The sequence below is a fragment of the Hyphomicrobiales bacterium genome (assembly GCA_017642935.1).
Classification (GTDB): domain Bacteria; phylum Pseudomonadota; class Alphaproteobacteria; order Rhizobiales; family MH13; genus MH13.
In genome coordinates this window covers 229,326-249,804 of the sequence record JAEPOK010000003.1, presented here as the reverse complement: position 1 = coordinate 249,804, position 20,479 = coordinate 229,326, and the positions used below count along the sequence as shown (strand labels likewise).

Genomic DNA, 20,479 nt, shown 5'->3' with positions numbered 1-20,479 from the left:
ATCAAGAGTGCGAGAAGCTTAGTACATGACGCCCGGAATGCGCAGCTCCGGTGCTTCGCCACCGACATACTGGCCCCAGAGTTCCTGGTAGCGACCCGACCGGACCTGGTGGGTCACAAACAGGTTGAGATAGTTCAGCCAGCTAACGTCCGTGCGTTCGGCCACAACAGATGTGTAGTCGGTCGTCCAAGGCATGCGCGGGCCGGGGATCACGGTGTCGTACTGCTGCGTAATCGGCAGAACGGCTGTGTTGGTCGTGATACCGATATCAGCGCGCCCTTGCGCGACAGCCAGGAACACTTCGTTCTCCGACTGATAGCCCTGGTAAAGGTCTTCTTCGCCCCACTCCGCAGCAATCTCCAGCCACTCTTGTTCAGGCACCGTGCCAACGGCTGCTGCAACGCGCTTGCCGCGAATGTCTTCAAAGGTCTCGATACCACTGTCGACCCCGACAACGCCCTGGGCATAATAAATTGCATACGGGATCGTGAAACCGACCGTGCGCGCACGCTCGAGCGTGTCGGACGTTGCGCCAAAAACAACATCGGCGCGTCCTGTGACGATGACCGGCAGACGCTCCGCCCAGGTCAGCGGCATAATTTCGTGCTCGACATCAAGCGCAGCGGCGAGATCTGCGCAGTAGTCGACGTCGAATCCAGCAGGTTCGTTGTTTGAATCGCGAAAGCCGATCGGCGGAAAGTCCAGCACAACACCGCAGCGCAGCACGCCGCGATCGATGACATCGTCAAGCGTATCTGCAGATGCCGGCGCGGCGGCGAGTGCGACAGCAACCCCTGCGGCGGCCAATACCAAATTTCTCATTCCCTCAACTCCTTTGTCTTTGGCGCTGCCGCTTTGTGCGGTCGGCGCTGCTTGACGATAGCATATTGGATACAATCTACAATATGCTATAATGAAGAAATTCGGCACGCTACACACCGGCGTGAAAGCCAGCTTGCCTTAGCGGTCAAGCACCCGGCCTTGGACACCAATCGAGACAACAAGAACCATGTCGTTGAACCTGAAAACCGTCGATCTTGGCGCTGCATCCTCTTCTGCCGATGTGATCTTTGATGCCTTGCGCGAGGCCATTGTCGAAGGAACGCTGAAGGATGGCGACCTACTGCGCCAGGATCAGATCGCCACCATGTTCAATGTCAGCCGTATCCCGGTGCGCGAAGCTTTGGCGCGGTTGGAAGAACAGGGTCTCATCACCAATCAACGCTACAAGGGCGCGGTGGTCAGCTCCCTGTCGCTCGATGAGATTTCAGAGCTGTTTGAGTTCCGCGCGCTGTTGGAGGGCGAAGTGATCCGCCAGGCGGTCGATCAGATCACCGACCAAACGTTGGACGAGGCAAAGAACTTCGCTGAGGAGTTCGCGCGCGAGACCGATAGCAGCCGCTGGGGCGCGCTCAATCGTCAGTTCCACTACACGCTCTACAAGGACTGCAAGAAGCCGTACCATCTGCAGATCATCGCCAACGCTTTGGACAGCGTTAGCCGCTATCTGCGCGCGCAACTGGTTCTGACATCGGGTATCGAACGCGCGCGCCGCGAACATGCCGGTATATTGGACGCCGCGATCAACCGAGACAGCGCCGAAGCGGCGGCACGCACCCGCGACCACATTCTGGGCGCCAGTCGGTCTTTGATTGAATTCCTGGAAGTTGAACGCGCCGAACGATAGCTGCGATCGGCACTGGACTGGGCCTGGCTGATATCCTCAATGACCATCCTTCAATTTGTCGATGGATTGCTTGGCAAAGTCGAACAGCGGCATGTCTTTCAGTCGATGTTTCAAGGGATCAGTCCTGCCAAGCGTGCAAAGGCCATGCATGAAGCACCAGATCGCAATGAGCATGTGCCCTTGCTCACGCGTTGCTTCCTCTTCACTGCCGCCGGTGATCTCACGCGCCAAAATATCGGCGACGGGTTGGGTAAACGGGCGGAGCTGCTCTTGGTTCTCTCCCGCCGTCACCTCCGGAGAAAACATCAATTGGTAGAGCGCTGGACTGGCCTGCGAGAATTGTAGGTAACCCTCAATCTGACCATCAAGGCCGTTCTCCTCCTGTTTGGCCGTGAGCAACTCGCCGAGGCGCGAGAACCCGCGTTGACATAGCGCGATGACCAGACCGTTTCGATCTTTGAAATGATGGTAGGGGGCGCCAGGCGATACGCCAGCTTGTCGTGCCAACTCCCGCATCGAAACCATCTCGATGGGACGATCGGCCAAAAGCTCTTCTGCAGCGTCCAAGATCGCCGTTCGCAGATCACCGTGATGATAGGGGTCGTCTGCCATGGGGCGTCCTTCAAGAAACCGGCTTGACTCAGATTTAATCGGTGATTAGATCAAAACTAATCATTGATTAGATAAAGGCAAAAAGCAATGGCGCGCAAGGTAGGTGTTGTCACCGAAGCGACCGATGACAGTGGCAAGTCGCGTTTTTTGAAGCGGGTGGGGCAGTTTCTCGACCCATCGCCGGTGGTCAGCGTGCGCAACAGTCTTGATGGCGACGTATCGGACCCGGGCCAGATGGTGGTGCTGCTAAAAAACCTTGCCATCGTCGGCGGGCTGCTTTTGGTTGTTCAATATGGCTCACACAACCTGTCGCTGGGCCAGGCCACAGGGCTTCACCGCAAACTTTGTCAGGCCCATCATGCCTAAGGCTTGGTTGTGCCGCCGAACCTCTACCCCGCCCATGCCGGGCAAGATCCGCGCCGGAGAGAAACGATGAACCGATCAACCGCCCTCACTGCCATGGTGGTTCTTGCAAGTGGCCTTGTCAGCAGCGCTGCTGCCCAAGAAACCACGCCAGAAGAGGTCATCCGGCCGGTCAAACTGGTTGAAATCGAAGCCAATTCTGACGGCGTCGAGCGGCACTTTTTTGGCCATGTCGTCGCCCGGCAGACGGTGGATCTGGCCTTTCAAGTGGGCGGTCAGATTGCCGAGTTCCCAGCCATTGAGGGCGTCGAAATCGAACAGGGCGACTTGATTGCCGAACTCGACCTGGAACCCTTCTTATTGCGTCGCGACCAGTCGCGCGTCCAATTGGAACAGGCCGAACGCACCCTGGCGCGGTTCGATCAATTGTCCGATCTTGCCGTTTCCCAATCAACGATCGACGACGCCCGCACGCAGGCCGAGCTTGCCCGGATCGCGCTACGCGATGCTGAATATGCGCTAGAGCAGGCCACAATCCTGGCCCCATTCGATGGCCTGGTCGCCGTGCGCAATGTGGCCAACTTCACCAGTGTCGGCGTCGGCACGCCAGTCGTCCGATTCCACGATATGTCGGAGCTACGTATCGAAATCGACGTACCGGAAATCCTGTTTCAGCAAGCCGGCACCGACCCCGACGTCACCCTGACGGCAAAGTTCCCGGCGAGCGAGGAGGTCTTTCCCCTCCAGATCAGAGAGTTTGATGCGCAGGCCTCGTCCGTCGGTCAAACCTTTCGCCTCACCCTCGGCCTGCCGCGTCCGGAAAACCTTGCCATTCTTCCCGGCTCCTCGGTGGAAGTCACCGCGCGCTTGGATAGTGGCGTCGATGCCCTGATCCTGCCGACGTCAGCGATCCGTCTCAGCAATGATGGTGAGGCCTTCGCGATGGTCTTTCACGCCGCCGCGGACGATGAGGGAACGCTTGAAATGCGGCCTATCGACATCGAGCCGACTCGCGAGGGCCGATTCCAGGTGCTGTCCGGTCTGGAGGCCGGCGACCAGGTCGTGCTCACCGGCGTCACCGACGTTGAGGACGGCCAGACGGTGCGCCGTTTCAACGGCTTTGCGAACTGAAGGCCGGACAGATGAACATCGCGCGCGCCTCCATCGATAAGCCAGTCCTCACCTGGATCATCATCCTCATCAATCTGTTCGGCGGCATTTGGGGCTTTTACACCCTTGGTCGCCTTGAAGACCCGGCCTTCACCATCAAGACGGCTGTCGTCCTCACGCAATATCCCGGTGCGTCCGCCGAACAGGTCATGCGCGAGGTCACTGAACCATTGGAGGCGGCTATCCAGGGGATGGGTGAGGTGGACCGGATCACCTCGATCTCGCAGCCTGACCTGTCGCGCATCGAGGTGGAAATCCGCGACACGTTCGATGGAACGGACCTGCCGGCCATCTGGACCGATTTGCGCAATAACGTCTCCGATGCGGCGCGATCGTTGCCCGACGGCGTCAGCCAACCTTTCGTCAATGACGGATTCGGCGACGTTTTTGGTATCTTCTATGCGGTGACCTCCGAAGGCTTCACCGACGCCGAGAAACACGAGCTTGCGCAGTTCCTGCGCCGTGAGATCTTGGCCGTGGACGGCGTTGCCGATGTGGACGTCCAGGGCCTGCCCGACGAGGCCATCTTCGTTCAGCCGGATCTGACGCTCATCGCCAATCAGAGCATTGCGCCTGATGCAATCATCAACGCCATCGCGACCGCCAATTCGATCGATCCGGCGGGTTCGCTGGAAGGCGATGAATTACGCACCCGCATCCAAACACCGGAGGGTTCGGATAGCGTCAGCGACATCGCTGGGCTAACCGTCGGCGTTGGTGGCGATGTGGTCAATCTGATCGACATTGCCGAGGTTTCGCGCGGTCGCCAGGATAATCCCTCGATTATGATCCGCTTCGACGGCGTCGAGGCGTTCACCCTCGGCATTGCCGGGCTGGCAACGGAAAACATCGTCGAAGTCGGCCAACGCGTCGATGCCCGACTTGCCGATTTGCAAGTTGAGATCCCCTATGGCGTTGAGCTTCAACCGATTTACCAGCAGCATGTCGTGGTGGATGAGGCGTCCAACGACTTCCTCGTCAATCTGGCAATGTCGGTCAGCATTGTTGTCGTCGTGCTTGCCCTCTTCATGGGCCTGCGCGCAGCCGGCGTCGTCGGTATCACGCTGCTCCTGACCGTGGTCGGCACGCTCCTGTTCATGTCCCTGTTCTCTATCGAGATGGAGCGCATTTCGCTCGGCGCGTTGATCATCGCCATGGGCATGCTGGTGGACAATGGTATCGTGGTTGCCGAAGGCATGCAGATCGCGATGCGGCGCGGCAAAAACTCGCGGGATGCGGCCGAAGAAGCGGCGAGCAAGACGCAGATACCGCTGCTCGGCGCCACGGTGATCGGCATCATGGCGTTTGCCGGGATTGGCCTCAGCCCCGATTCCACCGGCGAGTTCATGTTCTCGCTGTTCGCGGTCATCGGCATTTCGTTGCTGCTATCGTGGGTGCTGGCCATCACAGTGACGCCGCTGCTTGGCCACCACTTTTTCAAGGTCGGCGCGGCCGGCGATGACGATGCGTATTCCGGTTTGCTGTTCCGCCTGTATGGCAGTGCGCTGCGGCAGGCCTTGCAGTGGCGCTGGTTGGTCGTCGTCACACTTGTCTTGATTACAGCGGCTTGCTTTTGGGGTTTCGGGCAGGTCAAGCAGCAGTTCTTCCCCAACTCCAACACGCCGATCTTCTTTGCCCATTACAAGCTCCAGCAGGGCACGCCAATCGGCGAAACTTCGGGTGATTTGGTGCTCCTGGAAGAATGGTTGGCCGAGCGCCCTGACGTGGTTTCGGTCGCAACCTTCGTTGGCCAGGGTGCCTCGCGTTTCATGCTGACCTACTCGGCTGAAAGTCCCAATCCAAGCTACGGCCATCTGATCATCCGCACGGAAAGCCTCGATCAGATCCCGGCGCTGCAAAGCGATCTGGATGCCTATGCCGCCTCTGTTCTGCCCGCCGGTGAGTTTCGCACTGAACGCCTGGTCTTTGGCCCTGGCGGTGGTGATCCCATCCAGGTGCGGTTCTCCGGCAGCGATCCGACTGTCCTGCGCGATCTGGCCGATCAGGCGATTGCTCGGCTGGAAGAAGCCTCGCCCAACATTTTGGCGCCGCGCACGGATTGGCGTGAACAAGAATTGGTCCTCAGACCCAGCTATGCCGTTGACCGCGCGCAAACAGCCGGCATCACCCGCGAGGCGGTGGCGCAGCTTTTCTCCTTTGCAACCGATGGCATCGCGGCCGGAGCCTATCGCGAGGATGATCGCCTTCTGCCGATCATTGTGCGGGTCGCTGACGAAGATGGGTTGAGTCCGCTCGATCAGGTGGTGACCTCTGGGTCGGGCACGCTTTTGCCCATCGAGCAGGTGGTCGAGGGCTATGAATTCGAGGTGCAGAACACGTTGATGCATCGCCGCAATCGCGTGCCCACCATCACGGTCGGCGCGAACATTCCCACCGATATGACCGCCGCGCAGGTTCATGCGGAAATCCGTGCGACCATCGAAGCAATGCCGCTGCCCATCGGCTACCGGATGGAGTGGGGTGGCGAGTTTGAAAATTCCGCCAACGCCAATGAAAGCCTCGGCAGCCAGCTGCCGGTCACGATCCTGATCATGGTGTTGATCTCGGTGCTGCTCTTCAACGCGCTGCGCCAGCCGCTGATCATCTGGCTGTTGGTGCCAATGTCGGTCAATGGCGTCACGATCGGCCTGTTGGCGACCGGCCTGCCATTCACGTTTACCGCCTTGCTTGGCCTGCTCAGCCTATCGGGCATGTTGATCAAGAACGGCATCGTGCTGGTGGAAGAGATCGATTTGGTGCGGGCCGAAGGCAAGGCTTTGCGTGATGCCATCGTCGAAGCCTGCAAGTCGAGGCTGCGTCCCGTCATCCTGGCCGCTGGCACCACCATCCTCGGCATGGCGCCACTGCTCACTGACGCCTTTTTTGTGTCGATGGCGGTGGCGATTATGGCCGGTCTTGCCTTTGCCTCGGTGCTGACGCTGTTCGCCGCCCCGGTGTTCTACGATCTCTTCTTCTCGCGATCGGAACGCAAGGCGATCGCAGCTGCCAAGCAACAGGAGCTCCAGCCGGCATAGACGATCACAACGCGCTTGATCGCTCGAAGGGGCAGGTCAGACAGCATGGTCGACAACGATGAGCTGACGTTGCCGGCTTCGGTTCAGACCGGACCCGGCGCGTAGAGCTGCGGGTAAAGTGAGCGGCGCGCGACGTCATCCATGGTCTGCTGGAAGGTATGGAAGTCTTTCAGCCCGCGTGCCCGTTGACCGGCCGGTCGTGCGTCGATCTCTTTCATCAGACGGTCGAGGTTGGGGTAGCTTTGCATGATGTCATCATCGCCCAGCATGTAGGTCAGCCGGTCACCCCAGCCCCAGACCGCCATATCCACAATCGTGTAAACATCCCCCAGCATGTAAGGCCCGCGCGCCAACTGATCGTCCACGATTTGCCAGTGCCGCCGCGCCTCATAGTCGTATCGCTTGATGCCATAGGGATTTGCCTCCGGCGCAAAATTGCGAAAATGCACCGCCTGGCCGGAGAACGGTCCCAACCCCGACGCCACAAACATCAGCCAAGACAGCAAAGCCCCGCGCTGATCGGCCGGGGGCAAGAACTTGCCGGTCTTGTCGGCCAGATAGAGCAGGATCGCGTTGCTATCGAAGACAGTTGTCTCGCCATCCTTGATTACCGGCAGCTTCGCATTCGGGTTCATGGCCTTGAACGCATCGGTGTGCTGTTCGGCTTTTTTGGTGTCGATGGGGACGGCCTCGTAGTCGAGCCCAGCCTCTTCAAGAAACAGCGCGACCTTCATTGGGTTCGGCGCCATGCTGTAGAAGAAGGTAATCACGGTGTTGGGGCTCCTGTCGTCGATCGACAGCTCATCGATCGGCTTTTTTGGCGTTTCGCGTTGCGAAAATGTCGTGGGTGCCCGTCCAAAGAACCTGCGCGGTTGTCTGGTGCGGGTTGGCCCAGGCGTGAGGCCGGGTCGACGGGTAATGCACGCTGTCGCCCGCCGTCAGGTGCAGCAGCTTGCGATCCAGTCGAAGCTCCAAAGCGCCTGAAAGAACATAGACATGCTCTTCGCCCGCGTGCTCGACCGCTTCGGCGTGATAGCCCGGTGCGAACGTCAACACATAGCAAGACAGTTCTGACCCAGGGAACTGTGCGCTCACCCGTTCGTAGCCGAGCAAATCGGAACCGACGTGAAACCGCTGCCTTTCAGCGGCGCGGGTCACGCATTCCACCGGTTCCGGGCGAACCACGAACCTGTCCAGCCCGACCCCCAAAGCCTGTGCGATGCGATCCAAGGTCGTTAGGGTGGGCGTGGCCTGGTCTCGTTCGATCAGGCTTAGATAGCCGATGGAAACGCCGGCCAAACGCGCGACATCCTGCAATGTCATGCCTGCCTTTTGACGCGAAGCTCGCATAGGCGGACCGATCCGGAACGGCTCAGACGTCGTGTCCTGCAGGGAACTTGTGTCTTGCATCGTCACTCCAATTGCGGACGGATCGTACGGCCGGGCCAGGCGTTGCCATAGCTCACCCCTGGCCCAGAAGCTCTCACCGCCGATCACTGGTCCGCGTCATTAGGCGATCACGATCAACTCTTGAAAGCCGCGAGTCAGTGCCTCCCCGCCATCGGGACGTGCTACGACACAATCCTCGACGCGAGCACTCATGCCGCCATCGCGGAAGATCGACGGCTCAATGGTGAAGATCATTCCTTCCTCGACCAGCGTTGTGTCGCCATTGGTGAGGAAAGGCGGTTCATGGACATCCCAGCCGATCGCGTGGCCGAGGCGGTGGCGGAACGCCTCGCCATAGCCTGCATCCTCCAACACATCGCGCGCCGCCTTGTCCACTTCCTCACAGGTGATCGCACCGGCTTTGAGGGCTGCGATACCGGCCGCCTGGCTCTCCATGATCAGCCTGTGCACCTTGATCTGTTCTGCTGATGGTTCGCCCATGCAGGCGGTCCGGCCAAAGTCGTAGCACATGCCATCGAGCACAGCGCCGAAGTCAAACAGCACGCTCGTTGGCGCTTCCAGCTTGCGCGGCCAGGATTTGAGTTTGTTGCCGAACTCCAGCGAGATGTTGGGGCCGGTGTTATACATCGACGTGGTGAAGGACGGACCCAATGAGCCATGAGCCTTCATCTGGTGATCGATTTCCGACAGCACGTCCAATTCGGTCATGCCGATCTTCATCTGCTTCACTGTGGCGGCAAACGCCGCCTCGGTGATGGCGCCGGCGCGCCGCAACTTCTCGATCTCGTCGGCATCCTTGATCACCCGCTGCGGCCGGAGAAGGTCGGTTCCGGACAGGAAGCGCACGCCTGGGCGCAGGTGTTGCAGCTCGATCAGGGTTTCGGCCTCGGCATCATCGCTGACGGCGATGCGTGGCGTCTCGCCTACGCCCAACTCGCTGAGTATTCCGGCCACCAATTGCGCCGGATCATCCCAGTCGCCCAGAACACGGACGTCCAGCGCATCGAGCCCGTCGGGTGCGCCGAACTCAACCGTCATCCGTGGCAGCGTCAGGATAGGATCCTTGCCTGGAGCAATCCAGGCGCCTTCAAGCCACATGCCAGGATGCAGATTGCGACCGTAGTTGGGGATATCCCGGTGGAGGCCTGTCAGATAATCCAGATCGGTTCCGATCGGGAAGAACACAAGATCGGCCTGATCGGTCAGGCCGTTTTGGAATCGGGTCAGGCGCTCGGCGTAGCTTGCCATGCAGATGGCTCCTTTTTGTCATTGATGTCTTCAGCCAAGTGGCACGCGACCTGGCGGCCCTCCACCTGACGGGTTTCGGGGCGCTCTTCCCGGCATTGCGGCTGAGCAAAGGGGCAGCGGGGATGGAAGTGGCAACCCGACGGCGGTTTGATGGGCGAGGGGATGTCGCCCTTGATGGGCTCATAGGTGACCCGGCGCCGGTCAAGGCGTGGGACGCCGTCCATTAAAGCGCGCGTATAGGGATGCAGTGGCCGGGCAAACACCTCTTCGGCAGGCCCATGCTCCACCACGCGGCCGAGATACATCACGAGGATCGTATCGGCGATATGCTCGATCACGCCCAGATCGTGTGAGATGAAAACGTAGGTCAGCCCAAATTCGTCGCGCAGGTCCAGGAACAGATTGATGATCTGCGCCTGAACCGACACGTCGAGCGCGCTGACCGCTTCGTCGGCGACCAGGATTTCAGGCTCGACCGCCAAGGCGCGCGCGATGCCGATGCGCTGGCGCTGACCGCCGGAGAACTGGTGCGCATAACGATCGCGGACCGACGGATCAATGCCGCAGCGCTCCATCAGCTGCTCGACGTAGCTTTGCAGCTCGCCCGGCGCGACGATTCGATGCACACGCGGGGCCTCGCCGACCAATTCGCGCACGCGCTTACGGGGATTGAGGGACGAAAACGGATCTTGAAAGATCATCTGCATCGGCATTGCGCGATGCTCGCCATCCCCAAGATCCAGTGTGATCTCGCCTTCGGACGGCGGCAACAGGCCAGCGATCATGCGCCCGAGCGTCGATTTTCCGCAACCGGATTCACCAACCACGCCAAGCACGCGACCGCGTTCAAGCGTGAAGGACACATCATCGACGGCTGTTACGACCGGCTTCGGCCGGATCAAACCAAGGCGCGCCAGCAGCCGCGCCACGATGTCGCCTTTCCCACCGAAGCGCCGAGAGACATTGCTGACTTTCAAGATGGGAGCGCTCATGCCGAAGCCCTCGCCGTGGACGCTTCGGATAAGGGGTGGACGCAGCGCACGTTGCGATCTGGCGACAAGGCCTGAATGGCAGGCGGTGTAATGCAGGCGTCAGACGCGCGCGGGCAGCGGGGTTGAAAGGCGCAACCTTCCGGTAAGTCAGTAAGCGCTGGCATGCGCCCGGGGATTTGTGCCAGACGCTTGCCGCGCATGCCCCTTGTCGGCACGCTGTCGATGAGCCCACGCGTATAGGGATGCGCTGGCGTATCCAGGACAGCATCGACGGGGCCTTCTTCGACGATGCGCCCGGCGTACATCACCATGAGGCGGTCGGCGATCCCCGCCACCACGGCCAAGTCGTGGGTGATCCAGATCAGTGCCGTGCCTCGATCCCGGCAGAGGCGCTGCACCAACGCCAGGATTTGCCCCTGAATGGTGACGTCGAGCGCCGTGGTCGGCTCATCCATGATGATCAGGTCAGGTTCGTGGAGCATCGCGATTGCGATAGCCACACGCTGACGCATGCCGCCGGAGAGCTGATGCGGATAGGCATCGAGCCGCTCTTCAGGGGAGGGGATGCCGACCTCTTCCAATGCCGCAAGGCTTCTGGCGCGAATCTCGCCGCGCCCCAGCCGCGCATGGGCACGAAGCGCGTCGCTCATCTGCACGCGGATCTTCAACACTGGGTTCAGCGTCATCATGGGATCCTGGAACACCATGGCGATCTTCGCCCCGCGCAGCTTGCGCATTTCGGCCTGCGGCAAGCCGGTGATCTCTGTCCCATTCAGGCGGATCGAACCCGACACGACGCGTCCCGGCGGGCTGAGCAAACCGTTGATTGAAAAGCCGGTGATCGACTTGCCTGATCCAGACTCGCCGACCAGGCCAAGGATTTCGCCACGCGCAACGGAAAAACTCAGATCGCGCAAAACCTTCAACTCACCGGTCGGGAGCATGAAGGAAGTGTTCAGGTTCTCAATATCGAGAACCGAGGGGGAGGGCACGGGGGACGCGGTCATGACAGATGCGGGTTCAGCGTATCGCGCAGCCTGTCACCCAGGACATTGGCGCTGACAATGATGGACAGAAGCACAAGACCGGGCAGCACGCTGATCCAGTAGCGCCCTGATTGCAGGTAGTCGAAACCATTGGCGATCAGCAGTCCCAGTGATGGCCGCGTCGGCGGCAGGCCGAGACCGAGAAAGCTCAGCGTCGCCTCCAGCGAGATCGCCGCAGCCATCTGCATCGTCGCAACCACCAGCATCGTCGGCAGGCAATTGGGCAGGATGTGCAGGAAAAGGATGCGCAGGTGCCCAAGTTTCAGTCCTCGGGCGGCATCGACATATTCACGCGCGCTTTCCACCAACGCCACGCCGCGCACAGTGCGAGCGAAATAGGCCCATTGCACCACCACCAGCGCGATGATGATCTTGTCGACGCCGCGCCCCAGGATCACCACCAGGATCAAAGCCACGAGTATGGTTGGAAAGCTCAGTTGCAGATCAACGATCCGCATCAGCACGGTATCGACCCAACCGCCGCGATAGGCTGCCACCAGTCCGACAATCGTTCCGATAAACAGCGCGATGAGGCCGGACGTGACACCCACCAGCAAAGAGATGCGGATGCCGTAAATCATTGCCGAGAGCATGTCGCGGCCCTGCCCGTCGGTCCCAAGGTAGTAGGGCGCGCCGGTCCAGCTTTCCGACCCCGGAGGCAGGAGCGAATCCATGATGTCGACCTGCGCCAGGTCATAGGGGTTCTGCCAGGTGATCCAAGGCGCAAGAAGCGCGATTGCGCAGAACCCAGAAAAGACGATCAGCGCCGCTACGGCCGTCGGCGAGCGCAAGAAGACTCGCCAAATGCCCGGGGTCGGACCCGTTAGTGCCGCCCCGCTCATGTCGCATTCCCTCCCAACCGAACGCGCGGGTCCAGCAAGGAATAGAGAATGTCGATGATCAGATTCAGCATCACGAACATGACCACGACGAAGAGGAGGTAGGCCACGATCAGCGGCCGATCGAGCACGGCGATCGCGTCAATCAGCATCTTGCCCACACCCGGCCAGGAGAAGATCGATTCAACGACCACCGCAAAGGCGATTACGCCGCCAAACTCCATTCCCAAGACGGTCACGATGGGGATCAGGATGTTGCGCATCACGTGCAAATTGAGGATGCGGCTTTCGCGAATTCCGTTGGCGCGGGCGAACTTGATGTAGTCGGCAAACAGAACCTCGCGCATGCCAGCGCGTGTCAGGCGTATGACCATGGCCATCATGATCAGCGACAAGGTAACGGCCGGCATCACCAGATGGTGCAGTCCGTCAATCGTGAAAAGGCTGAGATCAACGCCCAATACATTGACCGTGTCGCCGCGCCCAACCGCCGGCATCCAGCCCAGCGTCACGGAAAAGACGATGATCATAATGAGCCCGATCCAAAAGACTGGCACCGAAAAGGCCAGCATCGAAAACCCCATGATGATCTTCGATGACAGGGCGTTTGGTCGCAAACCCGCAATCACGCCAAGCGGCAATCCGATAAGAAGGGCGATCACAAGCGCGCAGAAGGCGAGCTCCAGAGTGGCTGGCAAACGCTCCAGGATCAGTGACATGGCCGGTACGCCAAAGGTGAAGGAGTTGCCCAGATCGCCCTCCAGCAAGTTGCCGATGAACACCAGGTATTGTTCCCAAATCGGAAGATCGAGGCCGAGATCCTCGATGATCGCATCCAGACAGGCCTGATCACATTCCGATGAGGCAAAGATGTAGACCGGGTTGCCGATCACGTTCACGCCGAAGAACACCAACACCGTCATCACGGCCAGAACCAGCAGAGCTTGCAAAAGGCGCCGGACGATGAAGTCAGTCATGTCGCGAGGATCCGTTTGTCTTGGAACAGGCTAAGAATCTGAGACAAATGCCATCTGCAGAACCAAACGACGTCACAAGCCTTTGGGTCTGCATCGTTTGTTGTGTTTGCGCGTGCACGTGGTGTGCCCCGCCCGGCACTAGCCGGACGGGGGTTTTTGTCGAGATGTCAGGCCCTACTCGGCCCGTCTCACATCCATGGCGCGGGTGCGCTCGTTGGTCCGTGGATCATGCACCAAGTCCGATCGCATCGCCCACTGGTTCACCTGGAAGTGGATCGGAATGTAGGCGTAGTCGTCCATGCCCACAGTGATCGCCTCTTCCAGGATTGCACGACGTTCGTCATTGTCGATGGTACGCTTGGCCAACACCGACCGCGCATCGACCTCGGCGTTCGAGTAGCGTCCGAAATTGCCATTTCCTCCGCCGGTTGCGGCGTTGTAGGTCTCCAGCGTGCCGCTGACCGTGTAGGTAGCCTCGCCCGCCACGGTGCCCCAACCGGTCAAAGCCAGCGAGAATTCAGGCACGTCGAAGCCCGGCATTGACAGCTCATCGCCGCGGATCAGGCGGGAAAAGAAGACGTTCCGCGGCATCGCATCGACTTCGGTGGTGATCCCCACCCGCGACCACATCTGCGCCACAGCTTCCAGGATGCGCGCATCGTTGATGTAGCGATCGTTGGGGCCGTGCAGCGTGACGTTGAAACCGTCGCCATAGCCAGCTTCCGCCAGCAGGGCCTGCGCCTGTTCAGGGTCGTAGGGGTCTGCTTCCAGTTCGTCGACATAGCCGAAGAAGCCCGGTGGCACGATGTTCCTGGTCGGCAGCGAGGCACCGCCCATGATCCGATCACGGATCGCTTCGCGGTTGATCGCAAGGCTGAGCGCGCGGCGTACCCGCCAATCGCGCAGCGGGTTGGGCACCATCACCTCGCCATTGGCATCGGTGATGAAGGGCTCAACATGCTTGTTGCCGGGCAAGATGTAGATAAGCCGGTCAGACGCGATGCTCGAAACAGTGAAGTCCGGGTCGGCTTCCAGTTGCGGTAAATCGACAGTCGGCGGATAGTTGATCATGTCGACATCGCCGTTCAGCAGCGCTGCCAGACGGGCCGAATCCTGCCCCACCGGGCGGAAGACGACGCGATCCCAGTGTGGTTCCCCGCCCCAATAGTCGTCGAACCTGGTCACGACGATCTGGCTGCCGGGCGAGTATTCGCTAAACATGTAAGGTCCGGTGCCAATGGCAGCTTCGCCGCTATTGAAATCAACCGAGGGTTCAGCCCCGGACGCGGCGTGCTCGGCGATGATTGGCAGCATTGCCAGATCTTCGGCCATCGTCGGATAGGGGCCGTCAGTCGTGAAGCGGATCGTGTAATCGTCGATCATTTCCCACTGTTTTCCGCCCTTCTCAAGCTGGAAGGCGGGAGAGGCCGGAGCGCCAGACACCCCAGCACGCAGACGATCAAAGGAGAACACCACATCCTCGGCGGTGAAGTCCTCGCCGTCGTGCCATTTGACACCTTCGCGCAGCCTGAACTCCCAGGTGGTCTCATCGATCGGCTCCCAGGAAACCGCCAGACCGGGGATTGGCTGCGAGGTCGAGGACAGGCCGACCAGTCGCTCAAAAATGTGTTCCTGAACCTGGGTGTCGCCCGAGAGTTGGGTCCAGTGCGGGTCCATGCTGGCGGCTTCGGACCGCACACCAATGGTCAGCACGTCTTCCGCCAGCGCCATAGTGGGCGAAGCGGCGATCAGGACGGCGGCAGCGAGCCGCGACCTCCAATGTTTCATGACTATCCTCCTTGTTGCCACAGGTCGACACAGCGTCACCACCGGGGCACGAACTTGGGTTGTTGTGAAAAAATTTTACCCAAGTTAAAAAAATTTTAGTCACGCCAAGCAGGTCTTGTCTATGGGTTTCTCGCGATCCCTGAGGGCAGGCATCAGTTGACGGCCAGTTCAGGAAAGGACGCAGTTTGTTCGTTATACCAACTTTTGTTCGAAATACGAACACCTTGAGCGATGACCCGGGTGTCGATCTGTGGCGATGTGATATGCGTCATTTTGACGCAATTCTGAGCCCGGCGTCCAGTCCCAGTGCGGTGATGCCCCGGCGAAACAGGCTGGCCTTGGCGACCGAGATTGGCCATCACCACTGCTGTGGGGTGTTCGCATGAGCGTCCTGCCGCCACTTTTCACCCCGTTCAGCCTTCGCGGTGTGACCTTCGCGAACCGCATCGTGCTGGCGCCGATGTGCCAGTATCAGGCCGATGAGGGCGCACCGAACGACTGGCACGTTGCTCATCATGGTCGCTACGCGGCTTCTGGTCTTGGCGGAGCAATCGCCGAGTCGACCGGCGTCACGCCCGAGGGACGGATCAGCCCGGGCTGCACAGGTATCTATCGCGATGATCAGGTGGCAGCTTGGGCGCGCGTGACCGCGCTCTACCGCCGCCAGAGCATCCCGGTCTTTCTTCAACTTGGGCATGCTGGTGCCAAAGCATCGACCAAGCGCCCCTGGGATGGCGCCGGTCCTCTGGATGAAGGCTCGGACGAAACACCCTGGCAGACCGTCGCCCCCTCAGCTATCCCAGCGCGCGAAGGCTGGCACGTTCCTCGGGCGCTTGAGGTTGATGAAATCCCAGCCCTTGTTGAGGCGTTTGCCGCAGCAGCGCGGCGCGCCCTTGCGGCCGGGTTCGACGGTATCGAGATCCACGGTGCGCACGGCTACCTTTTGCACAGCTTCATGTCACCCTGGTCCAACCGCAGAAACGATGCTTATGGCGGCGACCTTGCGGGCCGCATGCGGCTGCCCATCGAGGTGGCACGCGCTGTGCGCGCCGCGGTGCCGGACGGAACACCTGTTCTCTACCGCGCGTCTTGTGTTGATGGCGAAGGCGGCGCGCTCACGCTGGATGACACGGTCGTGTTGGCGGCGGAACTGAAAACGGTGGGCGTCGATCTGATGGACTGTTCGGGCGGCGGCCTTCCCAGCGGCCAGCGGCTAGCGGCGCAAAAGCCTAAACCTGGCTTCCAGGTGCCCTATGCTGACCGGATCCGGCACGAGACCGGGCTGCCGACCATGGCTGTCGGGGCGATCACGGAGCCGACGCACGCCAATGCGATCGTGGCCGAAGGGCGGGCCGACCTTGTCGCCATGGCGCGCGAATTCCTGCGCGACCCCAACTGGCCCTACCGCGCCGCGCGTGAGCTTGGTCTGGAAGACCCAGCTTCCGTTCTACCGCAGCTCTACGCCTTCTATTTGAGGATCTCGAGCTAGGTTCGGGTGAGAACGCGGAGTCCCATATGCAAAGGCAGGTAGCTCGAAAAAGCAAAAAAGCTATTTGACGAGCTAACAAAAAATGGCGGACAGAGAGGGATTCGAACCCTCGAGACGGTTACCCGCCTACACACTTTCCAGGCGTGCGCCTTCGACCACTCGGCCATCTGTCCGTTTGCTTCCAACTAGGGGAGCAAAAACCTTTGCCCGGGCGCGCTACGCCCAGAATGCGCGTGGTTAGCGCGGCTGTTTGCGGCATGCAAGACCATCGCCACGCATGCCGCAAAAAACTGTTCGATCAGGCCCGCAAGACCGCACCCGCGGCCTTCTCAACGGCGCCGACGATCTTGGCTGAGACCGCATCAATTTCTTCGTCGGTCATGGTGCGCTCGCGCGGCTGCAGCGTGACCTCAATGGCCAGCGACTTCTTGCCAGCCTCGATCCGATCGCCGGCATAAACATCAAACAGCGAAACGTCGCTGATCAGGCCTTTGTCGGCACCCTTGGCCGCGCGCAGCACCTTGTCGGCTGTGGTCTCGACATCCACCACGAAGGCGAAATCACGTCGCACGGGCATGAGATCATGCAATGTCAGCGGCGGCTTGGTGCGGGTTGTCTTGCGCTTTGGCGCTGGGATCGCATCCAGCGTGATCTCAAATCCGACCGCGGGGCCTTCGATGTCCATCGCTTTCAAGAGACGTGGATGCAAGGTGCCGAAATGGCCGAACACTTGCTTGCCGCGCCGGATCGTGCCCGATTGGCCTGGATGGTACCAATCCGGGGCGCCGGCATCGATCTGCAGCGTGGATGCATCCAAACCCAAATCGTCGAGTAGCGACAAGGCGTCGGCTTTGGCGTTGAACGCCGAGACAGCGGGAAAATCGCCCACCCAATGCCGACCCTGACCGGCCATCACCGCCGTGCCGCGCCGCACGCCGCAGGCTGCGATGGTCTGGTCTTCCGGCGCGTCGCCGGCAAAAACCTGGCCGACCTCGAACAGCGCGACATCGCGCGTGCCACGGTCGACATTGGCCTGAACATTGCGCAATAGGCCGGGCAAGAGGCTCGGACGCATGGTGCTCATGTCGGTGGAGATCGGATTGGCCAGCTGAACAGCGGGCTGGCCGCCGCCGAAATGCTCCGCATCGTCCTGGCGCACGAACGACCAGGTCACCGCCTCCATCAGCCCACGCGCGGCCAGCAGACGCTTCGCGCGGCGGGTCTTTTTCTGAATGTCGGTGAGCACAGGCTGGATCACCGTCTGGCGACCGATCGAGGGTGTCACCGGCACACGATCAACGCCTTCGATGCGCATGACTTCTTCCACCAGATCGGCCTTGCCTTCGATGTCAGGGCGCCAGCTCGGCACGGCCACTTTCAGCTCATCGCCGGTGCCGGCGGCCCAGAAGCCAAGTAGCTTCATGATGGCCTTCACCTCGTGGCTTGGCACATCCAGACCGGAGAGGCGTTTCACCTCAGCAACGGGAAAATCGATGATCTTGTCGACCTCGGGGATCGCGCCGGCGACGGTCTTTTCGGTCGGTGTGCCACCACACAGATCGACAACCATTTGCGTGGCCAGATCCAAGCCCTGCTCGTTGAAGGCTGGATCGACGCCGCGCTCAAAGCGATACCGCGCATCGGTGAGGATTCCGAGCTTGCGACCCGTCGAGGCGATGTTGTCGGGCACCCAAAGCGCCGACTCGATAAGGACGTCGGTGGTGTTTTCATCGCAACCCGAATCCTCGCCGCCCATGATCCCGGACAGCGACTCCACGCCATTCTCGTCAGCGATCACGCACATGCTGCTATCGAGCGTGTAGTCCTTGCCGTCGAGCGCCAGGAAGCTTTCGCCATCCTTGGCTTCGCGCACGGTGAGGTTACCCTTCACCTTCGCGGCATCGAAAACGTGCAGCGGGCGGCCGCGATCGAAGGTGATGTAATTGGTGATGTCCACCAGTGTGTTGATGGGACGCAGGCCAATGGCTTTCAGACGCTTCTGCATCCAAAGCGGCGAGGGGCCGTTCTTGATCCCGCGCACCAGACGCAAAGCGAAGGTGGGGCAGAGGCTCTCGCCCTTGAAATCCAGTGTCACAGACACCGGGCAAGGACCGTCGCCGGCGATGACGGGCACCATGCCATCCTTCAGCTTGCCGACACCGGCGGCGGCCAGGTCGCGGGCGATCCCATAAACGCCGGTGCAATCGGGGCGATTTGGCGTCAGGCCGATTTCGATCACCGGATCGTCGAGCTCAGCAAACGTTGCATAGGGCGTTCCGACAGCGACATCGGCGCTCAGATCGATAATGCCATCATGCTCATCGGAAAGCTCAAGCTCACGCTCCGACAGCATCATGCCGCGCGATTCCACACCGCGAATTTTGCCGACCTGAAGTGTCAGATCGATGCCGGGGACATAGGCGCCAGGAGGGGCGAACACACCAGTCAGTCCCTCGCGCGCGTTCGGCGCACCGCAAACCACCTGCACCGGGTCGCCGGACCCAGTGTCCACCTCCAGCACGCGCAGCCGATCCGCATCGGGGTGCTGCTTGGCGCTCACCACCTTGGCGATCACAAACGGCGCGTAAAGCGTGCGGTCATCCACCTCTTCGACCTCAAGGCCGATGCGGGTGAGCGTGTCGACAATCGTGGCAAGATCAGCGTCGGTCTCAAGGTGATCCTTGAGCCAGGAAAGAGTGAACTTCATGGGTTTGGCAGGTCCGCAATGCAGGAAAAACTGTTGGGTCGGCAGATCGCACGGAATGGGTTTGCTTGCAAGGATTGGCCCAGCCCGCACCATGAGCTACACCACCGCCCATGTTGAGACTTGTCTTTATGGGAACGCCCGATTTTGCCGTTCCAACCTTGCTGGAACTGGTTGGCCAGGGCCATGAGATCATCGCCTGCTACACCCGCGCGCCAGCACCGGCCGGTCGGGGGATGGAGCTGCGCCGTTCGCCGGTGCATGAGCAGGCCGATTCCTTGGGCATCCCGGTTTTTCATCCGGGCAGTCTGAAAAGCGAGGAGGAGAAGGCGCGCTTCGCCGAACTTGGTGCCGACGCCGCGGTGGTGGTTGCCTACGGCATGATCCTGCCGAAGGCTGTTTTGGAAGCACCGGACCATGGCTGCTACAATCTGCACGCCTCGCTGCTGCCACGATGGCGTGGCGCGGCGCCGATTAACCGGGCGATCATGGAGGGCGACGAAGAAACCGGCGTGATGGTGATGAAGATGGCCAAGGGCCTCGACACCGGCCCGGTCGCAATGGCCGAACGGCTCACCATCACCGACACCATGACGGCGCAGGACGTGCACGACCGGCTGGCGCGACTTGGCGCCGATCTAATGGGCCGGGCCATGGCGGCGCTGTCGCGCGGATCGTTGCAACTCACCGAGCAGGATGAGGACGGTGCCACCTACGCCGCCAAGATCGACAAGGCCGAGGCGAAGATCGATTGGTCGCGTTCGGCCTTCCATGTGCTGCGGCATATTCATGGGCTTTCGCCCTTTCCAGGCGCCTGGACGCAGTTTGAAGCCAATGGCAAACGCGAGCGGTTGAAGGTGCTGCGCGTCGAGCCTGCCGAAGGCTCCGGCGCGCCCGGTACCTTGCTGGATGATCACAAGATTGCGTGCGGACAGGGCGCGGTGAAGCTGGTTGAGGTGCAGCGGGCCGGCAAGCAGCCCATGGACATGACCGCGTTCCTCAATGGATCAGGATTGATACCTGGCGATCAGCTCGCTTAGGGCGGACAATTCATGCACCGTTACAAGCTCACCGTTGAATATGACGGCGGCCCCTATGCCGGCTTTCTCACGCGGTTGG

General features: G+C 60.7%; 17 protein-coding genes and 1 tRNA gene. 6 read left to right on the top strand and 12 right to left on the bottom strand.

What is annotated here, in order from left to right:
* Positions 1 to 18: 18 nt before the first annotated feature.
* Positions 19 to 822 carry a transporter substrate-binding domain-containing protein gene (locus JJ917_17425; GenBank protein MBO6700611.1) on the bottom strand — a complete coding sequence of 268 codons (804 nt, stop codon included), beginning with the start codon at positions 820 to 822 and terminating at the stop codon, positions 19 to 21.
* 193 nt (positions 823 to 1,015) lie between these two features.
* On the opposite strand from JJ917_17425, the gene JJ917_17420 reads away from it, so the two are divergent.
* Positions 1,016 to 1,687 (top strand): GntR family transcriptional regulator, encoded by a 672-nt coding sequence (locus JJ917_17420; GenBank protein MBO6700610.1) that lies wholly within the window; start codon positions 1,016 to 1,018, stop codon positions 1,685 to 1,687.
* A 36-nt stretch (positions 1,688 to 1,723) separates the two neighbouring features.
* Here JJ917_17420 and JJ917_17415 read toward each other — a convergent pair whose 3' ends face one another.
* Positions 1,724 to 2,299, bottom strand: a complete 576-nt coding sequence (locus JJ917_17415) for a TetR/AcrR family transcriptional regulator (protein ID MBO6700609.1) — start codon at positions 2,297 to 2,299, stop codon at positions 1,724 to 1,726.
* An 87-nt stretch (positions 2,300 to 2,386) separates the two neighbouring features.
* On the opposite strand from JJ917_17415, the gene JJ917_17410 reads away from it, so the two are divergent.
* From JJ917_17410 to JJ917_17400, 3 genes are all read left to right on the top strand, one after another.
* Positions 2,387 to 2,665, top strand: coding sequence for a hypothetical protein (locus JJ917_17410; GenBank protein MBO6700608.1), 279 nt, complete (start codon positions 2,387 to 2,389; stop codon positions 2,663 to 2,665).
* A gap of 66 nt (positions 2,666 to 2,731) precedes the next feature.
* Positions 2,732 to 3,793 carry an efflux RND transporter periplasmic adaptor subunit gene (locus JJ917_17405; GenBank protein ID MBO6700607.1) on the top strand — a complete coding sequence of 354 codons (1,062 nt, stop codon included), beginning with the start codon at positions 2,732 to 2,734 and terminating at the stop codon, positions 3,791 to 3,793.
* A gap of 11 nt (positions 3,794 to 3,804) precedes the next feature.
* The gene (locus tag JJ917_17400; protein MBO6700606.1) at positions 3,805 to 6,867 is read left to right on the top strand and encodes an efflux RND transporter permease subunit; all 3,063 of its coding nucleotides are present in this window, start codon (positions 3,805 to 3,807) and stop codon (positions 6,865 to 6,867) included.
* A gap of 83 nt (positions 6,868 to 6,950) precedes the next feature.
* Here the strand turns inward: JJ917_17400 and JJ917_17395 are convergent, their stop codons facing one another.
* The 8 genes from JJ917_17395 to JJ917_17360 all read right to left on the bottom strand — a co-directional run bounded on the left by JJ917_17395 (position 6,951) and on the right by JJ917_17360 (position 15,167).
* Positions 6,951 to 7,637: a glutathione S-transferase N-terminal domain-containing protein gene (locus JJ917_17395; GenBank protein MBO6700605.1), complete on the bottom strand. Its 687-nt coding sequence runs from the start codon at positions 7,635 to 7,637 to the stop codon at positions 6,951 to 6,953.
* Between the two features lie 31 nt (positions 7,638 to 7,668).
* Positions 7,669 to 8,277 (bottom strand): cupin domain-containing protein, encoded by a 609-nt coding sequence (locus tag JJ917_17390; protein ID MBO6700604.1) that lies wholly within the window; start codon positions 8,275 to 8,277, stop codon positions 7,669 to 7,671.
* A 99-nt stretch (positions 8,278 to 8,376) separates the two neighbouring features.
* Positions 8,377 to 9,525 carry an aminopeptidase P family protein gene (locus JJ917_17385; GenBank protein ID MBO6700603.1) on the bottom strand — a complete coding sequence of 383 codons (1,149 nt, stop codon included), beginning with the start codon at positions 9,523 to 9,525 and terminating at the stop codon, positions 8,377 to 8,379.
* Positions 9,501 to 10,517: an ATP-binding cassette domain-containing protein gene (locus JJ917_17380; GenBank protein MBO6700602.1), complete on the bottom strand. Its 1,017-nt coding sequence runs from the start codon at positions 10,515 to 10,517 to the stop codon at positions 9,501 to 9,503. Before JJ917_17380 ends, JJ917_17385 begins: the two co-directional genes overlap by 25 nt.
* Positions 10,514 to 11,524, bottom strand: coding sequence for an ABC transporter ATP-binding protein (locus JJ917_17375; protein ID MBO6700601.1), 1,011 nt, complete (start codon positions 11,522 to 11,524; stop codon positions 10,514 to 10,516). The genes JJ917_17380 and JJ917_17375 overlap by 4 nt, the downstream gene beginning before the upstream one ends.
* Positions 11,521 to 12,405, bottom strand: coding sequence for an ABC transporter permease (locus JJ917_17370; GenBank protein ID MBO6700600.1), 885 nt, complete (start codon positions 12,403 to 12,405; stop codon positions 11,521 to 11,523). The genes JJ917_17375 and JJ917_17370 overlap by 4 nt, the downstream gene beginning before the upstream one ends.
* Positions 12,402 to 13,379 (bottom strand): ABC transporter permease, encoded by a 978-nt coding sequence (locus JJ917_17365; protein MBO6700599.1) that lies wholly within the window; start codon positions 13,377 to 13,379, stop codon positions 12,402 to 12,404. Before JJ917_17365 ends, JJ917_17370 begins: the two co-directional genes overlap by 4 nt.
* A 174-nt stretch (positions 13,380 to 13,553) precedes the next feature.
* The gene (locus JJ917_17360; GenBank protein ID MBO6700598.1) at positions 13,554 to 15,167 is read right to left on the bottom strand and encodes an ABC transporter substrate-binding protein; all 1,614 of its coding nucleotides are present in this window, start codon (positions 15,165 to 15,167) and stop codon (positions 13,554 to 13,556) included.
* 382 nt (positions 15,168 to 15,549) lie between these two features.
* Here JJ917_17360 and JJ917_17355 point away from each other — a divergent pair, with 382 nt between their 5' ends.
* Positions 15,550 to 16,656: an NADH:flavin oxidoreductase/NADH oxidase gene (locus JJ917_17355; GenBank protein MBO6700597.1), complete on the top strand. Its 1,107-nt coding sequence runs from the start codon at positions 15,550 to 15,552 to the stop codon at positions 16,654 to 16,656.
* 83 nt (positions 16,657 to 16,739) lie between these two features.
* On the opposite strand, the gene JJ917_17350 is transcribed toward JJ917_17355, so the two are convergent.
* Together JJ917_17350 and JJ917_17345 are read right to left on the bottom strand one after the other, a co-directional pair.
* Positions 16,740 to 16,829 (bottom strand) — tRNA-Ser (locus JJ917_17350).
* Between the two features lie 125 nt (positions 16,830 to 16,954).
* The gene (locus JJ917_17345; GenBank protein ID MBO6700596.1) at positions 16,955 to 19,363 is read right to left on the bottom strand and encodes a phenylalanine--tRNA ligase subunit beta; all 2,409 of its coding nucleotides are present in this window, start codon (positions 19,361 to 19,363) and stop codon (positions 16,955 to 16,957) included.
* A gap of 110 nt (positions 19,364 to 19,473) precedes the next feature.
* On the opposite strand from JJ917_17345, the gene JJ917_17340 reads away from it, so the two are divergent.
* Entirely contained in the window at positions 19,474 to 20,400 is a 927-nt protein-coding gene (locus tag JJ917_17340; GenBank protein ID MBO6700595.1) for a methionyl-tRNA formyltransferase, read from the top strand.
* The last annotated feature ends 79 nt before the right edge of the window (positions 20,401 to 20,479 follow it).

What these genes read in the sequence shown, in the direction of transcription:
- JJ917_17425 (MBO6700611.1), bottom strand. Translation starts at nt 822, where the DNA reads ATGAGAAATTTGGTATTGGCCGCCGCAGGGGTTGCTGTCGCACTCGCC.
- JJ917_17415 (MBO6700609.1), bottom strand. Translation starts at nt 2,299, where the DNA reads ATGGCAGACGACCCCTATCATCACGGTGATCTGCGAACGGCGATCTTG.
- JJ917_17410 (MBO6700608.1), top strand. Translation starts at nt 2,387, where the DNA reads ATGGCGCGCAAGGTAGGTGTTGTCACCGAAGCGACCGATGACAGTGGC.
- JJ917_17405 (MBO6700607.1), top strand. Translation starts at nt 2,732, where the DNA reads ATGAACCGATCAACCGCCCTCACTGCCATGGTGGTTCTTGCAAGTGGC.
- JJ917_17400 (MBO6700606.1), top strand. Translation starts at nt 3,805, where the DNA reads ATGAACATCGCGCGCGCCTCCATCGATAAGCCAGTCCTCACCTGGATC.
- JJ917_17390 (MBO6700604.1), bottom strand. Translation starts at nt 8,277, where the DNA reads ATGCAAGACACAAGTTCCCTGCAGGACACGACGTCTGAGCCGTTCCGG.
- JJ917_17385 (MBO6700603.1), bottom strand. Translation starts at nt 9,525, where the DNA reads ATGGCAAGCTACGCCGAGCGCCTGACCCGATTCCAAAACGGCCTGACC.
- JJ917_17380 (MBO6700602.1), bottom strand. Translation starts at nt 10,517, where the DNA reads ATGAGCGCTCCCATCTTGAAAGTCAGCAATGTCTCTCGGCGCTTCGGT.
- JJ917_17375 (MBO6700601.1), bottom strand. Translation starts at nt 11,524, where the DNA reads ATGACCGCGTCCCCCGTGCCCTCCCCCTCGGTTCTCGATATTGAGAAC.
- JJ917_17370 (MBO6700600.1), bottom strand. Translation starts at nt 12,405, where the DNA reads ATGAGCGGGGCGGCACTAACGGGTCCGACCCCGGGCATTTGGCGAGTC.
- JJ917_17365 (MBO6700599.1), bottom strand. Translation starts at nt 13,379, where the DNA reads ATGACTGACTTCATCGTCCGGCGCCTTTTGCAAGCTCTGCTGGTTCTG.
- JJ917_17360 (MBO6700598.1), bottom strand. Translation starts at nt 15,167, where the DNA reads ATGAAACATTGGAGGTCGCGGCTCGCTGCCGCCGTCCTGATCGCCGCT.
- JJ917_17355 (MBO6700597.1), top strand. Translation starts at nt 15,550, where the DNA reads ATGAGCGTCCTGCCGCCACTTTTCACCCCGTTCAGCCTTCGCGGTGTG.
- JJ917_17345 (MBO6700596.1), bottom strand. Translation starts at nt 19,363, where the DNA reads ATGAAGTTCACTCTTTCCTGGCTCAAGGATCACCTTGAGACCGACGCT.
- JJ917_17340 (MBO6700595.1), top strand. Translation starts at nt 19,474, where the DNA reads ATGTTGAGACTTGTCTTTATGGGAACGCCCGATTTTGCCGTTCCAACC.